Here is a 17,904-nt window from a genome sequence, read left to right as displayed (position 1 = left end):
TTGTCATTTAATCTAAAATGTTTAATTAAATATGTAAAAAGTTAAACAAAATTACTATGTTTAACAAAAATTATAAATAATTAAACAAAATGAAGACAGCATTAACAGTAAACAGACACCCCAAATTCTACTTTTTTTTAATCCCTGCTTTGTTATTTTTTGTAATTTTTTCATGTAGTAATGAAGAAGTGGACAACATCAATTCAAATTTGGATTTGCCAAATATTGTAGAAGTACTTCAGAACTATAGTACTGAACAAGGTATTTCAGAAAAAATTAGCAATAAAGATGGTTATGACGAACCTACGTTTGACGTTCTCAGTAAAGCTTTGGCAAGAACCAAATTAGCAAGTACAGTATCTAGGAATAGATTAACCGTTTTTGCACCAACTGATAAAGCCTTTGCAGCCTTGGGTATAACAACAAAGAATGTAACCGAAGTTGAAAATTTAGCTGATATCTTACTATATCATGCAGTAGGAATGCCTGTTTACAGTAATCAGTTAGAGAATGGACCTGTTCCAACCGTAAATGGTGCAGATGTGATAATTAATATAGACAATGGTGTACTTGTGAATAATGCTATGGTAACCATGGCAGATTTAAAAGCTAGAAATGGCGTTATTCATGTTATAGACAGTGTGTTATTTCCTCCATCAATGACTACGGCGGAGATCGCTTCAACAAATCCTGATTTTTCAGTATTATTAGAGGCTGCTGTTCATGCTGGTTTAGCTGGAGGCTTGACTGATGACATACCAGAAACAGTTTTTGCACCTACCAACAAAGCTTTTATGGATTTCTTAGGCGTTATGGATGAAGCAACAGCTATTTCAACAATTCAAAGCTTAGATCCTATGGTTGTTGGTGATATATTGAAATACCACATTGTAGGAGGTTACGTTTTTAGTAATCAATTAAGTAATGGATTTGTGCCAACGGCAAATGGTGCTGCGGTTGAAGTTGATTTAAGTATGGGAGTTATGATAAATGATGCCAATGTTGTTATGCCAAATGTTCAGTCTACAAATGGAGTTATACATGTAATTGATAAAGTATTATCTCCACCAACAATGAATTTAGTTGAAACGGCTAGTAGTTTTACTCCAGAGTTCTCATTATTACTTGAGGCAGCAACTTCAGCTGGGTTAGCTGGAGTATTAATGGGTGAGGGTCCATATGATCAATTAACGGTTTTTGCACCTACTAATCAGGCTTTCTTAAATTTCTTGAATTTAACAGATATAGAAGAAGCTAAAACTGTAATTCAAGGTCTTGATACAACTCTTTTAACAAATATCCTCCTATACCATGTAGTTGAAGGACGCGTATACTCAAGTGATTTATCAAGCGGTCCTGTAACTACTCTAAATGGTACATTTAATCTTGATTTAGGTAACTTAACAATAGATGGTAATGCAATGTTAAAGCCTAGTTTGTTAAATGTTCAAGCAACAAATGGAGTTATTCACGTAATAGACGCTGTTCTTGTGCCTTAAAGATTTTCTTTATAAATTTTAGTTTGGTTTGTTAAAAAAGGGTATTACCACTTAAAGTAATACCCTTTTTATTCTGAGTAGGTTTTATTCTCTTGTTCTGCAACTCTGATAAAAGTGGTTCTCTTGGTAAGTTCCTTTAAACGTTTTGCACCAACATAGGTACATGTACTTCTAAGACCACCTAAAATATCTTGAAGTGTAGTTTCTACTTCTCCACGATAAGGAACTTCAACGGTTTTCCCTTCGCTAGCTCTATAATCAGCAACACCTCCCACATGTTTTTCCATTGCCGTATAAGAGCTCATACCATAAAATTGTTTATAGTTCTTTCCGTTTTTTACAATTTTTTCACCACCACTTTCATCGTGACCAGCCAACATGCCACCAAGCATTACAAAATCGGCTCCCGCTCCAAAAGCCTTCGCTATGTCTCCAGGAATAGAACATCCACCGTCACTAATAATTTGACCTCCCAGACCATGAGCTGCATCTGCGCATTCAATTATAGCAGATAGCTGTGGGTATCCAACCCCTGTTTTAATTCGTGTTGTACATACAGACCCCGGGCCAATACCAACTTTTACAATATCTGCTCCAGAAAGTAATAACTCCTCAACCATTTCGCCAGTAACAACGTTACCAGCTATAATAACTCTGTTTGGATACAACCTTCTTGTTTGTCTAACAAAATCTGTGAAAAGTTCAGAATAACCGTTAGCTACATCTATACATATAAATTTTAAATTAGGATTAAATTTTAAAATTTCACTTAATTTATCAGAGTCTTGTTCAGTTATACCAGTACTAACGGCTATATATTTGGATTCTTCTTCAGATAAATTTGATGCAAATAGATTCCAATCTGCTACGGAGTAATGCTTGTGAATGGCAGTAAAAAGTTTCTTGTTGGATAAAGCTTTGGCCATTTCAAAAGTGCCAACGGTGTCCATATTAGCAGCCATTATTGGAATACCAGACCATGTTGTGGGACTATGTAAAAATTTAAATTCTCTATCTAATGTAACCTCTGACCTGCTTTTTAAAGTAGAACGCTTAGGCCGAATCATAACATCTTTAAATCCTAATTTTATATCATATTCTATTCGCATAGTATTTTAAGTAATGGGTTTACTCAAAATTAATTTTTTTATGCTAACAGGGAAAATTATTTTGTAGCAATCATACTAATTTCCACGTTAACATTTTTAGGTAATCTAGCTACTTGTACTGTTTCTCTAGCAGGAGCCGTGGCTTCATTAAAATAACTGCCGTATACCTCATTTATAGCAATAAAATCATCCATATTACTCAGGAAAATAGAAGATTTAACTACATTTTCAAACGTCATATCTGCCGCTTCTAGAACAGCTTCTAGGTTTCTCATTACTTGGTGAGTTTCAGATGTAATAGAATCTAACATAAGTTCTCCAGTCTCCGTGTTTATGGCTATTTGTCCAGAAATATATAGAGTGTTACCACTTAGAATAGCTTGGTTATAAGGACCTAATGGAGTTGGCGCTTTGTCTGTAGTTATAATCTCTTTCATAAGATATATAATGTTTTATAGTCTTTGATCAGGCTGTCTGCGTTGTTCATATTTCAAGTCTTGCAAAATACTAGATTTAATACCAATAAAGAAATTCCATGAAGTTCTCTCACTAAAAGGTATCCAACTAAAATCCATTTTCCAGCTTAATAAATCACGTGAAAAGCGTAATTGAGTATAAGTAAAGCCTTGATTTTTGATGTCGTAACCAGATGAAGCTCCTATACTCCATTTGCTTGTTAAATCAATATCACCAGAGAACATAAGAGAATGTGAAGATATTTCATTTTGTCTTCGGTTGTTGGAGTAATTAACAGCGTATGCTAAACGTAAATTCCAAGGAATTTTATGTCTGTAAAACATAACATCTGCTTCATTTTCATCATCATCATTTTCATCTTTGCCTATTTGCTGATTAGCATAATCTATGTTTTTTGGTAGAACATCCTCTGGGTTATCAGTAGCTACATTATCATTATTCTTTTTTTTGCCTTTATCTTTGTTAGACAAAGACCAACTGGCAGTTAGGTTAGCGGTAGTGAGCCTGAATAAGCTACCGCCATTATCTATATTAAATTTATCAATTCTAACATTATTATTATCTAGTGCATATGGATCTAAAGTGGCACCAAAGTTAATACTCATTTGGTTATTAAAAAGCTGCGTACTTCCATTAACTCTAACTGGGCTCCATTTTAAGGAATCTGCAGCAAAATTATAAGAACTAGAAAAATTTAAAGAGTTTAAAAGTTTAATCTTTTTTGGCTCGGTTTCGGTTGTGTCTTTATTTTTTATTTTGGCTTCTAAGTTATTAGCAATAGATATCCCCATAGAACTTGAAAAGTTCCGATTAGGTGATCCAAAAATAGAGCCTTCAAATCTAGAGTACTCTAAATTATTAGCGCTTTGTATAGCATCTAATTCACCTTGGGTTAATCCATCTGCATTAATAACTTCAGTACTTTCATAATATTTATCAAAGGCTGGGTTAATATTATAGCTTACAGAGGGCCTCATAACATGTCTTATAGCCTTTAATTTTGAATCTCTGCCCTCTTTTTCAAAATTAAACATTCCGTAAACTGTGGTTCCAACACTGGTACTAAAGTTATAAGTTCTAAAGGAATCAAACCCATTAATATCTTCTGTGATAGTTTCTCTAGTTGAATAATCGTATGTTTTTTTAACGGTGTTAAATGTCCATACTTCGTTATAATTTGTACCTGCACTAATACTAAAATGTTTAAATACCTTAAAGTTTGTAGTTAAAGGTACAGTATGCTGAAACCCAGCTCTAGCATCATCAAACATTTCTTTTTTAAAGAAGAGTGAATCTGTAGTTTGAATTCTATTTTCTCCTCTTAGGTTGTATTGTAAATTCACATTTTTAATAATCCCTTTTTTGGTACCTGTTTTTGGTGCAAAAGGATACATTCTACCTATGCTTCCTTGAAATGTTGGAAGTGTCATGTTAACAGATTGTGTCTGTGTGTTTTGTGTATGAGTAGCTGTAACACTATAATTTACCTGAGGTTCTCCCAGGAAGGTTTTAGAATATGAAACCGAAGAATTTAATGTATTTGTTAAAAAGTTACTACCCGCATTAATCTGATTAAGAGAGTTTCTAAAATACGTACTACTTCCTAAATTAACAGAGGCAGAAAATCTTGAGTTAGGATTTGCCTTAGAATCTTGACTATGAGACCATCGTAAGTTATAAATGGTTCTTTTTGCATAGTCTGGAAAACCACGTTCACTGGTAATTAAATTTTCAAATCTAAACGCTAAATTACCTCTAAATCGATACCGTTTAGCATAAGTGCTTTCTAATCTTAAACCATAACTGCCATTAGTATAATAATCCCCAAGAACAGCTAAATCAACATAATCATTGATAGCAAAATAATAACCTCCGTTTTGTAAAAAATAACCACGGTCATTTTGTTCGCCAAAGGTTGGTATTAAAATCCCAGAAGTGTGTTTTTCACTTTGAGGAAAAAAACTAAATGGTAACCAAATAGGAGTAGGAACATCATAAATATACATACCCGCTGCCCCAGTTACAATTTTTTTACCTGGAACTATTTTAGCCTTTAAAAGTCTTATGTAATAATCAGGATCTTCAAGATCTGTAGCAGTCGTATATTTTGCGTTTTTTATAAAGTAGACAGAGTCGTTTTCTTTTTTGGTTAGACTAGCAATAACAGTGCCTTCACCTTGTTCTGTAACAGAATTGTATATAAGAGCTTTTTTTGAGTCTGTGTTAAAAATGATAGAGTCAGGCTCTACAACGTTAGTGCCTTGAGTGAATACTGGTTTTTGTGTGTATCCTGATACAGTATCTGTAATACCTTTGGCATAAACGGTATTGGTGCTATAATCAATGGTTATGCTTCCAGCAGTAATATTCATGTCTCCATAATCAATTCTTGCATTGTTAAAGAGATATAGTTTTTGGTTTTTATGGTTGAATTTTGTGTAATCAGTAGCAGAATATTTAACAGTAAATTCCAGTAACTCTTTAGGTTTTATAGAATCTGTTACTATTGAATCTTGAGTTTTCTCAGATATTTCAGGCACATCAATATCAGTATCGGTAATATCAACAACTAAACTATCATCTTCAATAGCCTTGATAGGTTTTCCTTTTTTAGGGATGTCTTGGCTAAAGCCAAACATGTTAATAAACACTGTAAAACTTAGAGCAAAAAGTATTTTAAAGTTGTTTCTGTGCAACGCTTTTAATGTATTTTTGTAAAAGTATGGCTCGGTTTTTGAAAAGCCAAAATTACATATATTTTTCGGTGTTTGGTTTAATTTTTAAAATAAAATCAGTACCCAAAAATGCTAAGTAATAAACCCGGTTTACCAGACGTTAATAACAATTATGCAAACGTACAAATTATCACTTTTCGTATTTATTATAATAGTATTAACATTCTCTTTTAATACAGCTCTTTATAGTCAATCATCATCAAATAATTTTGTTATTATGATTGACCCAGGTCATGGAGGAAAAGATTCAGGAACTCCTGGAACTGGAAGATATAGAACCACAGAAAAAGACATAGCTCTTGATGTCTCTTTAGCTTTAGGGAAAATGATTCAGGAAAAAATACCAACCGTAAAAGTGGTTTATACTAGGAGCAATGATATATATCCAACCTTAAATGGGAGAACAATATTGGCAAATAAAAAAGATGTCGATTTGTTTATATCTATTCATTGTAATGCTCAACCTGGAAGGACTGGTTCTGCCTATGGCTCTGAAACTTATGTTTTGGGTACTACTAAAAACAAACAAAATTTAGAAGTAGCCAAACGTGAAAATAGTGTGATTGCTTTAGAAGATAATACCGAAGTTTATAAAGATTTTAATCCAGACTCTCCAGAATCTGTTCTAGGACTTATGATTGCACAAGAAGCCTATTTAGACCACAGTATTAAGCTTGCTAGGTATATTGAAGATGAATTTCAGGTCACAGCAAAGCGTAAAAGTAGGGGGGTTAAGCAGAATATTTTTTATGTGCTAGCCTATACATACATGCCTAGTGTATTGGTAGAACTTGGGTTTTTAACCCATAAAAAGGAAGAAGATTTTTTAAACTCAAAACGCGGGAAAGAATTAATGACCAAATCTTTGTTTAACGCTGTTGAAAAATACCTTCAGTATTTAAATGTGAATGCTAATGACATTGTTTTTGTAGAAGAAAACAGTACAAAACCACCTTTTAAAAATATAGAATTTAAAGTCCAAATTGCTGCTAGCTCTAAAGAATTAGAAACTAAGCCTTATAACTTTAACGGTTTAGATGATATTTCGCTGATAAAAGAAGGAAGTCTCTATAGATACTTTTACGGATGCTCACCAAATTATGAAATTATCAAGCAATTTGAAGAAAAAGCAAGAAAGAATGGTTATGAATCCTGTTTTGTGGTGGCTTTTAAGGATGGAAAAAAAATTCCGCTGATTGATGCTTTAAAAACAATTTCCAATTAGCTCTATTCTAAATTAAAATTATTTTAAATTTGTTTTTCAAACGAATTTATTTTGAAGATATCAAAAGAAGTTAAAACAGCGGTCTTAGTATTATCAGGAATAGTTCTGCTTATTTTTGGTTACAATTATCTAAAAGGTCAAAATTTATTAGACTCTTCTCGAATTTTTTACACAGAATACGATAACGTAGAAGGATTAACACCTTCAATGCCTGTTACCATTAGTGGTAAAATTGTTGGTAAAGTATCTAATATCTCTTTCAAAGGAGATGGTTCTGCAAATTTAATTGTAGAATTATTAGTTGATAGTGATTTTCAATTTTCAAAAACCAGTAAAGCAGAGTTATACGAGACTGGATTAATTGGCGGTAAAGCCATTGCTATTGTACCTGCTTTTGATAATGCAGCAAATGCACAGTCTGGTGATACATTGGAAGGAAGTGTACAAGCAGGTTTAAGTGAACTGGTGAATCAAAAATTAACACCACTTCAAGAGAATCTAGAATCTATGTTGGATAGCGCAGATGCACTTTTAAAAAACCTAAACACACTTTTTGACAGTAATACCAAAGCTAATTTAAAAAGTAGTATTTCTGGATTAAGCGAAACTATTTCAGAATTTAAGGTTACAGCTAAATCTTTGAATGACATATTAGTTGATGATGAGAGTAACCTCAATAAAACCCTTGCTAATGTAGAAGAGGTTTCAGCTAACTTTTCAAAAGTATCAGATTCTCTAGCCAATGCCAATATTGGGCAAACCATCAGAAGTTTAGAATCTACGTTAAACAATTTCAACTCTATATTAGTAAATATGGAAAGTGGCGAAGGCTCTATGGGTAAACTTTTAAAAGACGATGCATTATATAATAATCTAGAAGGAGCTACTGGAGAATTAGAAGAGCTTTTAAGAGATATTAAACTACATCCAAAGCGCTACTTTAGAATACTTTCTAAAAAAGAAATACCTTACTCAGAAGAAGAAAATAATTAGTATGCAGTATTTGCCAAATATTTTATTTGCAATTGCCTTAGTGCTAGGTATAGGTTATTTTACAAAAAATGTAAAAAAGCTTATTAGAAACATCAAGCTAGGACAACATGTTAATGTAAGCAATAATAAGTCTCAGCGTTTTAAGAACATGATGCGCATTGCTTTTGGGCAAAGTAAAATGGTTCGCCGCCCTATTGCAGGTATTTTACACCTTATTGTGTATGTTGGTTTTATCATTATCAATATTGAAGTTTTAGAAATCATAATTGACGGGCTCATAGGTACGCACCGCGTGTTTGCTGTCATGGGAGTTTTTTATGATGTGTTAATTGGATCTTTTGAAATTTTGGCGCTATTGGTAATAGTATCCGTAGTTGCTTTCTGGATTCGTAGAAATGTTATTAAAATTAATCGTTTTTGGAACAAAGAAATGACCAGTTGGCCCAAGAATGATGCTAACTATATTTTATATTTTGAAGTGGTTTTAATGTGCTTATTTTTAATAATGAATGCAGCAGATCAAACCATTCAAATAATGCCCGGGGCTCCAGACAGTCATTATGTCAAAGCAGGAAGTTATCCGGTAAGCCAGTTTCTCTTGCCATTGTTTGATAATTTTAATTACGGGAGTGCCGTTATATTAGAACGTACAGCGTGGTGGTTACACATTCTAGGGATTTTAATATTCCTTAATTATCTTTACTTTTCTAAGCATTTACATATTCTACTAGCATTTCCAAACACCTATTATGGTAGTTTAAAACCTAAAGGACAATTCAATAATTTAGAATCGGTTACAAAAGAAGTTAAGCTAATGATGGATCCTAATGCAGATCCATTTGCGGTACCTGAAGGAGCAAATGCTGAAATGCCAGCTAAATTTGGAGCTAGTGATGTGCAAGATTTAAGTTGGGTACAGTTACTTAATGCTTATACTTGTACAGAGTGCGGAAGGTGTACATCTTCTTGTCCAGCAAATTTAACGGGTAAAAAACTATCACCGCGTAAAATTATGATGGATACCCGTGACCGTTTAGAGGAAGTAGGAAAAAATATAGATGCTAATAAAGGTGAGTTTAAAAACGATGGCAAACAACTACTTGGCGATTATATTACACATGAAGAACTTTGGGCATGTACTACCTGTAATGCTTGTGTTGAAGAGTGTCCTGTAAGTATCGATCCGTTATCTATTATTTTAGAAATGCGTCGTTATTTGGTCATGGAGCAAAGTGCAGCACCAGCAGAGTTAAATAATATGATGACCAATATTGAAAATAACGGTGCACCTTGGCCATACAACCAAATGGATCGTTTAAATTGGAAAGATGAATAATACTAATTTTCATAAATCTAAAAAGCAAACTATGATTTTATTAGTGCTTGCGGTTTTGTTGATGGTGTTTGGTTATTTATACACAAAATCAAATGATTTAATGGGAGGTATTATTTTTGGATCGGGTTTGGGTATTTTTTGTTCAAATGCATTTAGATTGATTAAATGAAAAAGATTATATGGAAGTACTAAAAGTGCCAACCATGGCAGATTTTATGGCAGAAGGCAAACAGCCAGAGGTTTTATTTTGGGTAGGGTCTGCTGGAAGTTTTGATGATAGGGCAAAAAAAATCACAAAAGCCTTTGTTAAAATACTCAATAAAGCTAAAGTTGATTTTGCAGTTTTAGGTACCGAAGAAAGCTGTACTGGAGATGTGGCAAAACGTGCTGGCAATGAGTTCTTATTCCAAATGCAAGCATTAATGAATATTGAAGTTTTGAATGCTTATGAAGTAAAGAAGATTGTGACTTGTGATCCTCATTCTTTTAACTGTTTAAAAAATGAATATCCAGACTTAGGAGGTAATTATGAAGTAATTCACCATACACAATTTATTCAAGAACTAATCAAATCTGGAAGATTAAAGATTCAAGGTAACCTATATAAAGGTAAGCGCATTACATTTCATGACCCCTGTTATTTAGGTAGAGCTAATAATGAATACGATGCACCTAGAGACATTTTAAAAAACACGAATGCAAGTATTGTTGAAATGAAACTACACAAACGTACTGCCTTGTGTTGTGGTGCAGGAGGTGCACAAATGTTTAAAGAACCCGAAAAGGGAGATAAGGATATTAACGTTTTAAGAACTGAAGGAGCTTTAGAAACTAGCCCTAATATTATTGCTACGGCTTGTCCATATTGTAATACCATGATGACAGATGGCATAAAGGCTAAAGAAAAAGAAACCGAAATTTCTGTTTTAGATATTGCTGAATTGATTGCTAATTCAGAAGAATTATAATAACAAACCCTATTTCATGTTAAAAAACCTAATAATTATTGCTTGCATATTTTTCTCATTGAGCATAACTGGTCAGGGAAAAACTAGAGATCAAGTTTTACAGTTAATAGCCGAAGATACTTGCGAGTGTATAAAGAATGATCCAGAAGCATTTACACAGTCAAAAACAATGCAGCAAAAAGAAGTAGCTTTGGGCATATGTTTGTTAAAAAGCTTTAATAAAAGAAAATCAGAATCTGAAGAGACCAAAGATTTAGGAGTAGGACTTGATTTTGAGGCTTTAGGAGAAGAAGTGGGAATTAAAATGGTGACTACTTGTGGAGGTGATTTTATGGCAATATTTTCAGAAGATCAACTAGATGAAATTATTGAAGATGAATTTAATGATAGAATGCCTCCTCCACCCTCAGAAAAAGATGTTTTAAGTTTGTCAATGACCGTATCATTAGAAGCTATTCATAATGATGTAATCTCCTATATTAAATTTAAAGATGACTTTGATAAAGAGCAGACTTTTTTGATAGTAGATGAGTTTATTGGAAAGGATTTATTAAGAAAACGTAATATTGGAAAGACTTTTGAAGTTTATTATGAAAAACGTGATTTTTACGATTTGAGTGAGCAAAATTATACAAAGAAAAAAGTGCTTAAATATATTGAACTTAAAGAATAATGTTAGTAGATTTTAACACATTACCAGAAGAATCAAGAGTTTGGATTTACCAAGCTAACCGTTCGTTTTCAGAACAAGAAATAGACGAAATTAGTTCTAAATTAGAAACTTTTATAGAAAATTGGACTGCCCATGGAAGCGACTTAAATTCTGGTTACCAAATTAAATATAAGCGTTTTATAATTATTGGTTTAAATCAAAGCTTGAACACCGCTACAGGGTGTTCAATTGATGCTTCTGTTCATTTTATACAACAATTAGAAAAAGAGTACCAAGTAGATTTGATGGATAAAATGAATGTGTCTTATAAACAAGGAGATTTTATTGCTTACAAATCATTAACTGACTTTAAAAAAATGGCAAAAGATAGAGCAGTTTCTAAAAACACCATTGTCTTCAATAACTTGGTCACCAATATTGCAGAATTTAATGAAAACTGGGAAGTTCCAGCAAGCGAAAGCTGGCACAATAGATTTCTTAATTAACAATTCAAGGCATTAACTTTCATATTTCAAATAGAATAGTGATTTTTACAGTTTTTAAAGTGTAAACTAGAAACTTATGGCTAAAGAAATTTTCTTATTAAATATTTCAGGGCAAGATAAACCTGGTTTAACATCAGGGCTAACATCAGTATTAGCAGAATATGGAGCCAAGGTGTTAGATATTGGTCAAGCCAACATTCATGACACGTTGTCTCTAGGAATGATGTTTGAAATTGAATCAGGGAAAAAGTCGGCGGCTGTTTTAAAGGATTTATTGTTTAAAGCCTATGAGTTAGGTATCAGGGCTAAGTTTACACCAATTTCTTTACCAGATTATGAAGACTGGGTAAACCTACAAGGCAAGGATAGATACATTATTACAATTCTTGGTGAAAAATTAGCCGCAAAACAAATATCTGAAGTCACTAAAGTTATTTCAGAAAAAAACTTAAATATTGATTCAATTAAGCGTTTAACCGGCCGTTTATCTTTAATTAAATCAGAAGAATATCCTAGGGCTTCTATTCAATTGTCCATAAGAGGGAAAATTGATAATAAAGCCGAATTTACAGAAAAATTCATGCAGATTTCTCATGATTTAGATGTAGATATTGCTTTTCAAGAAGATAATATTTACCGTCGTAACAGGCGTTTGGTTTGTTTTGATATGGATTCTACGTTAATTCAAGCTGAAGTTATTGATGAATTAGCAGAATTGGCAGGTGTTGGTGAACAAGTAAAAGCCATTACAGAATCTGCAATGCAAGGTGAAATAGACTTTAATGAAAGTTTTGAAAGACGCATGAAGCTTTTAAAAGGACTAAGTGAAGATGTGTTGCATAATGTAGCTGTTAATTTACCAATTACTAAAGGAGCTAGAAGACTTATTGATACCTTAAAAAGCTATGGCTTTAAAACAGCAATTTTATCAGGTGGTTTTACCTATTTTGGTCATTATTTACAAAAAGAATTAGGTATAGATTATGTGTATGCCAACCAATTAGAAATTAAAGATGGCGCCTTAACGGGTAATTATATTGGAGAAATAGTCAATGGGGAGAAAAAAGCTGAATACCTCATGGAAATTGCAAAAAAAGAAGGTATACATATTAACCAAACTATTGCTGTTGGTGATGGTGCTAATGATTTACCAATGCTTAATCTTGCAGGTTTAGGAATTGCGTTTCATGCAAAACCAACGGTAAAGGATAATGCTCAAAGTTCTATTTCGAGTATAGGGCTTGATGGTGTTTTGTATCTTTTAGGGTATCACGATAGACATATTGATCTTATTGAGTAAAAATAAGATAAAGCGTTTGTTAGAGTAATCTTGGGTATCTAGAACTTGGTTATTTGTTCTTTATAATTCTATCTTAAAGTCTTTTTATCTTGTTGTTAAAAGTAGTATTTTGGCATGATTATTAATATTAATAACCGTTAATGTTAATATTTTAATAGTTTTTTTATGCGTCAAATCTTAACTATAATAGTTTTACTTTTTGTTTTTTGTAACCTGCAAGGACAAACCACTCCCAATCCTTTATTTGCTACCGATGTTCAATCCCAAAAAAAATGGGTAGATAGCGTTTATAATTCCCTTTCTTTAAAGGAAAAAGTAGGGCAGTTGTATATGGTTCAAGTAATGTCTAACCAAGATGCTGCTACAAAAAATAAGATTGTTAAGCTTATACGTAATCAGCATATTGGTGGAATAATTTATTCAAATGGAGGTCCTGTTAAACAAGCCAAGTTAAATAATGAATTACAGTCTATTTCTAAAATTCCCTTGCTAATTGGTATGGATGCAGAATGGGGCTTAAGCATGAGACTAGATTCTACTTATGCATTTCCATGGAATATGACGCTTGGTGCCATTAAAGATAATTCTTTAATTGAAAAAACAGGAAAACACATTGGTGAACATTGCAAACGTATTGGCGTACATTTTAACTTTGCTCCGGTTGTTGATATTAATACAAATCCCGATAACCCTATTATTGGAAATAGGTCATTTGGCGAAGATAGAGATAATGTAACCGATAAGGCACTTGCATTTATGAAAGGTATGCAAAATGCGGGCGTTTTAGCCAACGCTAAACATTTTCCTGGTCATGGTGATACAGATCAAGACTCTCATAAAACCTTACCAACTATCAATTTTGATGCAAAACGTATTGACTCTATCGAATTGTACCCTTACAAAAAGCTGATTAAAAAAGGACTCTCAAGTGTTATGGTGGCGCATTTGAATGTGCCGAGTTTGGAAAGTGAAAATGGGTATCCTTCGTCATTATCAAAACATATCATAAGTAATATTTTAAAAGATTCTTTAGGGTTTCAAGGGCTTATTTTCACTGATGCGCTCACTATGAAAGGTGCTGCAGATTTCGATTTAACTGGAGATATTGATTTAGCTGCTTTTAAAGCAGGTAATGATGTAATGCTCATGTCTGAAGATCCAGAAATAGGTATTTTAAAAATAGTGAGAGCCTATAATAATGGCGAAATTACAGAAGCACGTTTGTCACATTCAGTAAAAAAAATTCTTCAAGCAAAATATAAGGTCGGGCTACATAATTATGAACCTATTGGGTTATCTAATTTGGTATCAGATTTAAATAGACTAGAGGATGATGTTTTATATGAAGAATTAATTGAAAGCGCTCTTACAGTCGTTAAAAATAAAAGTGATTTACTTCCTTTAAGGCAATTAGAAACCAAGAAAATAGCCTATGTACAAATGGGTGATGATAGCGGGACTCCATTTTTTGATAAACTAAAAAAATATACCAGAGTACATCATGTTAAATCCCATGAACTAGACGATTTAATAGGTAAACTTCAGGCTTATAATACGGTTGTAATTGGCTTTCATAAATCTAATGCTAACCCTTGGAAGTCTTATAAATTTTCTGATAATGAATTGATTTGGTTACAAGAAATTGCCAGAACTCATGATGTTATTCTTGATGTTTTCACCAAACCGTATGCGCTACTAGATTTAAAATCTGTTGAAAATATTGAAAGTATAGTAGTTAGTTATCAAAACAGTGAAATAGCTCAACAAAAATCAGCACAAATTATTTTTGGAGCTATAGATGCAAAAGGTGCATTACCTGTTTCTGTAGGAAATAATTTTAGTACAAATACAGGAATAGAATATAATGATATCAAGCGTTTGGGGTATACGGTACCCGAACGCGTTGGGATGAGTTCTGAAAAATTAAAAAAAGTTGATTCTATAGCTCAATTGGCAGTACAAAAAAAAATGACTCCTGGTATTCAGCTGTTAATAGCTAGAAAAGGAAAGATAATATATAACAAAAATTTTGGTAAACATACCTATGAAGGAAAGGAGAAGGTATCTTTTGATGACATTTATGATGTAGCGTCCTTAACTAAGATTCTGGCCACATTACCTCTTTTAATGGAGCTTGAAGAGCAAGGTTTAGTGTCTTTGGATAATAAGTTATCTGATATTTTACCAGAATACAAAGGATCTAATAAACAAGACATTACAATTAAAAAAATGCTTTCTCACTATGCCAGGTTACGTCCGTGGGAACCTTTCTATTATCATACTTTAGATTCTGTTACTAAAAGGCCAAGTGAAAAATATTATAGAACTACCAAGACTGACACTTTTAACATTGAAGTTGCCAAGACACTTTATTTAAGGTCAGACTATCAGGATTCTATACAAAAAATCATCAGAGAATCTGAGCTATTAGATAGGTTAAAATATAGGTACAGTGACTTTCCTTATTATATTTTAAAGAAATTTATTGAAACTCATTACGACAAAGGTTTAGACAAATTGGTACAAGAGCATTTTTATCAGTCGTTAGGAGCAAACCATACTTTATATAACCCATATTATAAAATTAGTAATAAAAAAATTGTGCCTACCGAAATTGATGATTATTACAGGTATCAAAAAGTGCATGGTTTTGTTCATGATATGGGAGCTGCAATGCAAAATGGAGTAGGAGGTCACGCTGGTATTTTTAGTAATGCTAACGATGTAGCTAAAATTATGCAGATGTTTTTGCAAAAGGGGTTTTATGGAGCCAAACGATACTTAAAACCAGAAACTATAGATAAGTTTAATACTTGCTATTTTTGTGAAAGTGATAATAGGCGAGGTGTAGGTTTTGATAAGCCACAGTTGGAAGAAGAAGGACCAACTTGTGGTTGTGTATCAATGACTAGTTTTGGCCATTCTGGTTTTACTGGAACTTATGCTTGGGCAGATCCCGAATATGAAATTGTATATGTATTTTTAGCAAATAGAACCTACCCTAAAGCAGGAAAAAATTTATTGTTAAAAGAAAATATTAGAACAGAAATACAGCGCTTTATTTATGAAGCGATAGAAGAATAAAGCACTTAAAGTTTAAAGTTCTAAGCATTTAAAGTTGTCAAGTGACTTTAGGTACTTAAAATTTTAGGCACTTAAAACTTAAAATATGAATATAGGGATTGTTTGTTATCCTACATTTGGAGGTAGTGGTGTTGTAGCTACAGAGTTGGGTTTGGAACTTTCTAAACGCGGTCATGAGATTCATTTTATAACCTATCGTCAACCAGTTCGGTTAGAATTGATAAGTAACAATGTACATTATCATGAAGTAAATGTACCAGAATATCCGTTATTTCACTATCAACCCTATGAGCTGGCTTTGTCTAGTAAATTGGTAGATATGGTTAAGCTTCATAAAATTGAAATCCTTCATGTTCATTACGCTATACCACACGCTTATGCAGCATATATGGCAAAAAAAATGTTATTAGAGGAACATATTCATGTACCCATTGTTACAACACTTCACGGTACAGATATAACGTTGGTGGGTAGTCATCCGTTTTACAAGTCTGCTGTAACATTTAGTATCAATAAATCGGATGCTGTAACGGCAGTGTCAAAAAGTTTAAAAGAAGATACCTTACGTTTATTCGACATTAAGAATAAAATAAATGTAGTTCCTAATTTTATAGATTTAGATAAATATAACCATCAATTCAAAGATTGTCAGCGAGGTATGATGGCAAATGAAGATGAAAAAATAATAACGCACATTAGTAATTTAAGACCTGTAAAGCGGGTTCAAGATGTTATAAGTGTATTTTATAATATTCAAAAAGAAATACCTGCCAAATTAATGTTTATTGGAGAAGGACCAGAGAAGGAAAATGTAGAACAACGCTGTATGGAATTGGGCATAATAGATAAAGTAATTTTCTTTGGAAGGAGTAATGAAATAGATAAAATACTTTGCTTTAGTGATTTATTTTTATTGCCATCACTTACAGAAAGTTTTGGTTTGGCGGCATTAGAGGCTATGGCCTCTGGTGTTCCCGTGATATCAAGTAATACGGGAGGTATTCCAGAAGTTAACATTCATGGTTTTTCTGGTTTTTTAAGTAATGTGGGTGATGTAGATGATATGACTAAAAACGTACTTCATATTTTAAGGGATGAAAATCGACTTAAAAAGTTTAAGAAAAATGCCAGAACACAATCTTTAAAGTTTGATATACATGCCATTGTTCCTCAATATGAAGCTATCTATGAAGATACTTTAACCAAGTGTTTGGTCTTATAACTATACATGCTGATCTACCAATATAATGTTTCCATCAGGGTCTAAAACAACAAAATTAGCAGGCCCCGATGTAGATTCATCAGCTTCATTAGTTAAAGCTATGTTATTAGATTTTAAGTGTTTTTGAATTTCTCTTACATCATCAAATTTTTCTAGAGTATTTGCATTTTCATCCCAACCAGGATTAAAAGTTAAAATGTTATTTTCAAACATTCCTTGAAATAAACCAACAATAGCATTTCCATTTTTCATTATAAGATAGTTTTTTTCAATGTCACCGGCAAATACTTTGAATCCTAGAGTTTCATAAAACTCCTTTGATATGAGAATATTTTTAACAGCAAGACTTATAGAAAAAGCACCTAGTTTCATGTTTTGAGTTTTTCTAAATATACAAATTTAAATGCCCAAAGTTGGTAAATGTTTTACTTTATGGTAAGTTAAAGCAGCCTTTATACAATGTTTTAAAGCTTCAACTGGTATATTTTCATCAACTTTAAAAATTATTGCTCTTTTACCTTCAAATTCAAAATTGTTTTTAAAAATAGATTTAAAAGTAGATATTAACCTACTTGTGCATTGAAAGTACATACCATACTGCTCAGGGGTTTGAGGTTTCCAATCTATTCTTAAGGTACTCCCTTGTTTAGTAATAAAACTGGGTTCTCCCCATTTTAAAGTTTCCTCTAAGGTTTCAATTTTTTCAGTTTGTCTGGCCGTTTCAATTATTAATTCCCTTAGTTTTTGCATCTGTTTTTTAACAGAATTAGGGTAATTACAGAAAATTGATTCTACTTT

At 32.6% G+C, this 17,904-nt stretch carries 16 protein-coding genes; 11 read left to right on the top strand and 5 right to left on the bottom strand.

Annotated elements, in window-relative coordinates; all coding sequences use genetic code 11:
• The first annotated feature begins 89 nt into the window (after positions 1 to 89).
• A complete protein-coding gene (locus E1J38_RS09400; protein WP_133356590.1) occupies positions 90 to 1,499 on the top strand; it encodes a fasciclin domain-containing protein in 1,410 nt (469 codons plus the stop codon).
• Between the two features lie 68 nt (positions 1,500 to 1,567).
• Here E1J38_RS09400 and E1J38_RS09395 read toward each other — a convergent pair whose 3' ends face one another.
• The 3 genes from E1J38_RS09395 to E1J38_RS09385 are packed head-to-tail and all read right to left on the bottom strand — an operon-like array spanning position 1,568 to position 5,724.
• Complete coding sequence (locus E1J38_RS09395) at positions 1,568 to 2,608, bottom strand: GMP reductase (RefSeq protein ID WP_133356591.1); 1,041 nt, start codon at positions 2,606 to 2,608, stop codon at positions 1,568 to 1,570.
• A gap of 56 nt (positions 2,609 to 2,664) precedes the next feature.
• A complete protein-coding gene (locus tag E1J38_RS09390) occupies positions 2,665 to 3,045 on the bottom strand; it encodes a Rid family detoxifying hydrolase (RefSeq protein WP_133356592.1) in 381 nt (126 codons plus the stop codon).
• A 15-nt stretch (positions 3,046 to 3,060) separates the two neighbouring features.
• Positions 3,061 to 5,724 (bottom strand): putative LPS assembly protein LptD, encoded by a 2,664-nt coding sequence (locus tag E1J38_RS09385; RefSeq protein WP_133356593.1) that lies wholly within the window; start codon positions 5,722 to 5,724, stop codon positions 3,061 to 3,063.
• A 208-nt stretch (positions 5,725 to 5,932) separates the two neighbouring features.
• On the opposite strand from E1J38_RS09385, the gene E1J38_RS09380 reads away from it, so the two are divergent.
• From E1J38_RS09380 to bshA, 10 genes are all read left to right on the top strand, one after another.
• Positions 5,933 to 7,045, top strand: a complete 1,113-nt coding sequence (locus E1J38_RS09380; protein WP_133356594.1) for an N-acetylmuramoyl-L-alanine amidase family protein — start codon at positions 5,933 to 5,935, stop codon at positions 7,043 to 7,045.
• Positions 7,046 to 7,096: 51 nt separating this feature from the next.
• Positions 7,097 to 8,038 (top strand): MlaD family protein, encoded by a 942-nt coding sequence (locus E1J38_RS09375; protein ID WP_133356595.1) that lies wholly within the window; start codon positions 7,097 to 7,099, stop codon positions 8,036 to 8,038.
• Position 8,039: 1 nt separating this feature from the next.
• Positions 8,040 to 9,374: a 4Fe-4S dicluster domain-containing protein gene (locus E1J38_RS09370; protein WP_133356596.1), complete on the top strand. Its 1,335-nt coding sequence runs from the start codon at positions 8,040 to 8,042 to the stop codon at positions 9,372 to 9,374.
• Positions 9,367 to 9,543 (top strand): hypothetical protein, encoded by a 177-nt coding sequence (locus tag E1J38_RS15105; RefSeq protein ID WP_186525849.1) that lies wholly within the window; start codon positions 9,367 to 9,369, stop codon positions 9,541 to 9,543. The genes E1J38_RS09370 and E1J38_RS15105 overlap by 8 nt, the downstream gene beginning before the upstream one ends.
• Positions 9,544 to 9,553: 10 nt before the next feature.
• Positions 9,554 to 10,342, top strand: a complete 789-nt coding sequence (locus E1J38_RS09365; RefSeq protein WP_133356597.1) for a (Fe-S)-binding protein — start codon at positions 9,554 to 9,556, stop codon at positions 10,340 to 10,342.
• Between the two features lie 16 nt (positions 10,343 to 10,358).
• On the top strand, positions 10,359 to 11,015 hold the full coding sequence (locus tag E1J38_RS09360; RefSeq protein ID WP_133356598.1) for a hypothetical protein: 657 nt from the start codon (positions 10,359 to 10,361) through the stop codon (positions 11,013 to 11,015).
• Positions 11,015 to 11,500, top strand: coding sequence for an ABC transporter ATPase (locus tag E1J38_RS09355; RefSeq protein WP_133356599.1), 486 nt, complete (start codon positions 11,015 to 11,017; stop codon positions 11,498 to 11,500). The genes E1J38_RS09360 and E1J38_RS09355 overlap by 1 nt, the downstream gene beginning before the upstream one ends.
• Before the next feature lie 76 nt (positions 11,501 to 11,576).
• The gene (gene serB, locus E1J38_RS09350) at positions 11,577 to 12,800 is read left to right on the top strand and encodes a phosphoserine phosphatase SerB (protein ID WP_133356600.1); all 1,224 of its coding nucleotides are present in this window, start codon (positions 11,577 to 11,579) and stop codon (positions 12,798 to 12,800) included.
• A 165-nt stretch (positions 12,801 to 12,965) separates the two neighbouring features.
• Positions 12,966 to 15,884, top strand: a complete 2,919-nt coding sequence (locus tag E1J38_RS09345; protein WP_133356601.1) for a serine hydrolase domain-containing protein — start codon at positions 12,966 to 12,968, stop codon at positions 15,882 to 15,884.
• Between the two features lie 85 nt (positions 15,885 to 15,969).
• Positions 15,970 to 17,106, top strand: a complete 1,137-nt coding sequence (gene bshA, locus E1J38_RS09340; protein WP_133356602.1) for an N-acetyl-alpha-D-glucosaminyl L-malate synthase BshA — start codon at positions 15,970 to 15,972, stop codon at positions 17,104 to 17,106.
• Here bshA and E1J38_RS09335 read toward each other — a convergent pair whose 3' ends face one another.
• Both E1J38_RS09335 and E1J38_RS09330 read right to left on the bottom strand, forming a co-directional pair.
• Entirely contained in the window at positions 17,107 to 17,478 is a 372-nt protein-coding gene (locus E1J38_RS09335) for a VOC family protein (RefSeq protein WP_133356603.1), read from the bottom strand. It lies immediately after the preceding gene.
• Positions 17,479 to 17,505: 27 nt separating this feature from the next.
• Positions 17,506 to 17,856, bottom strand: coding sequence for a DUF1801 domain-containing protein (locus tag E1J38_RS09330; RefSeq protein WP_133356604.1), 351 nt, complete (start codon positions 17,854 to 17,856; stop codon positions 17,506 to 17,508).
• Positions 17,857 to 17,904 lie beyond the last annotated feature (48 nt).

This window comes from Seonamhaeicola sediminis, assembly GCF_004358095.2.
GTDB classification, from domain to species: domain Bacteria; phylum Bacteroidota; class Bacteroidia; order Flavobacteriales; family Flavobacteriaceae; genus Seonamhaeicola; species Seonamhaeicola sediminis.
This window is presented reverse-complemented; position numbering and strand designations above follow the sequence as displayed.

Coding starts and splice junctions, on each gene's coding strand:
- E1J38_RS09355 (WP_133356599.1), top strand. CDS start 11,015: ATGTTAGTAGATTTTAACACATTACCAGAAGAATCAAGAGTTTGGATT.
- E1J38_RS09385 (WP_133356593.1), bottom strand. CDS start 5,724: ATGTTTGGCTTTAGCCAAGACATCCCTAAAAAAGGAAAACCTATCAAG.
- E1J38_RS09380 (WP_133356594.1), top strand. CDS start 5,933: ATGCAAACGTACAAATTATCACTTTTCGTATTTATTATAATAGTATTA.
- E1J38_RS09395 (WP_133356591.1), bottom strand. CDS start 2,608: ATGCGAATAGAATATGATATAAAATTAGGATTTAAAGATGTTATGATT.
- E1J38_RS09365 (WP_133356597.1), top strand. CDS start 9,554: ATGGAAGTACTAAAAGTGCCAACCATGGCAGATTTTATGGCAGAAGGC.
- E1J38_RS09390 (WP_133356592.1), bottom strand. CDS start 3,045: ATGAAAGAGATTATAACTACAGACAAAGCGCCAACTCCATTAGGTCCT.
- E1J38_RS09335 (WP_133356603.1), bottom strand. CDS start 17,478: ATGAAACTAGGTGCTTTTTCTATAAGTCTTGCTGTTAAAAATATTCTC.
- E1J38_RS09345 (WP_133356601.1), top strand. CDS start 12,966: ATGCGTCAAATCTTAACTATAATAGTTTTACTTTTTGTTTTTTGTAAC.
- E1J38_RS15105 (WP_186525849.1), top strand. CDS start 9,367: ATGAATAATACTAATTTTCATAAATCTAAAAAGCAAACTATGATTTTA.
- E1J38_RS09330 (WP_133356604.1), bottom strand. CDS start 17,856: ATGCAAAAACTAAGGGAATTAATAATTGAAACGGCCAGACAAACTGAA.
- E1J38_RS09360 (WP_133356598.1), top strand. CDS start 10,359: ATGTTAAAAAACCTAATAATTATTGCTTGCATATTTTTCTCATTGAGC.
- E1J38_RS09400 (WP_133356590.1), top strand. CDS start 90: ATGAAGACAGCATTAACAGTAAACAGACACCCCAAATTCTACTTTTTT.
- serB (WP_133356600.1), top strand. CDS start 11,577: ATGGCTAAAGAAATTTTCTTATTAAATATTTCAGGGCAAGATAAACCT.
- bshA (WP_133356602.1), top strand. CDS start 15,970: ATGAATATAGGGATTGTTTGTTATCCTACATTTGGAGGTAGTGGTGTT.
- E1J38_RS09370 (WP_133356596.1), top strand. CDS start 8,040: ATGCAGTATTTGCCAAATATTTTATTTGCAATTGCCTTAGTGCTAGGT.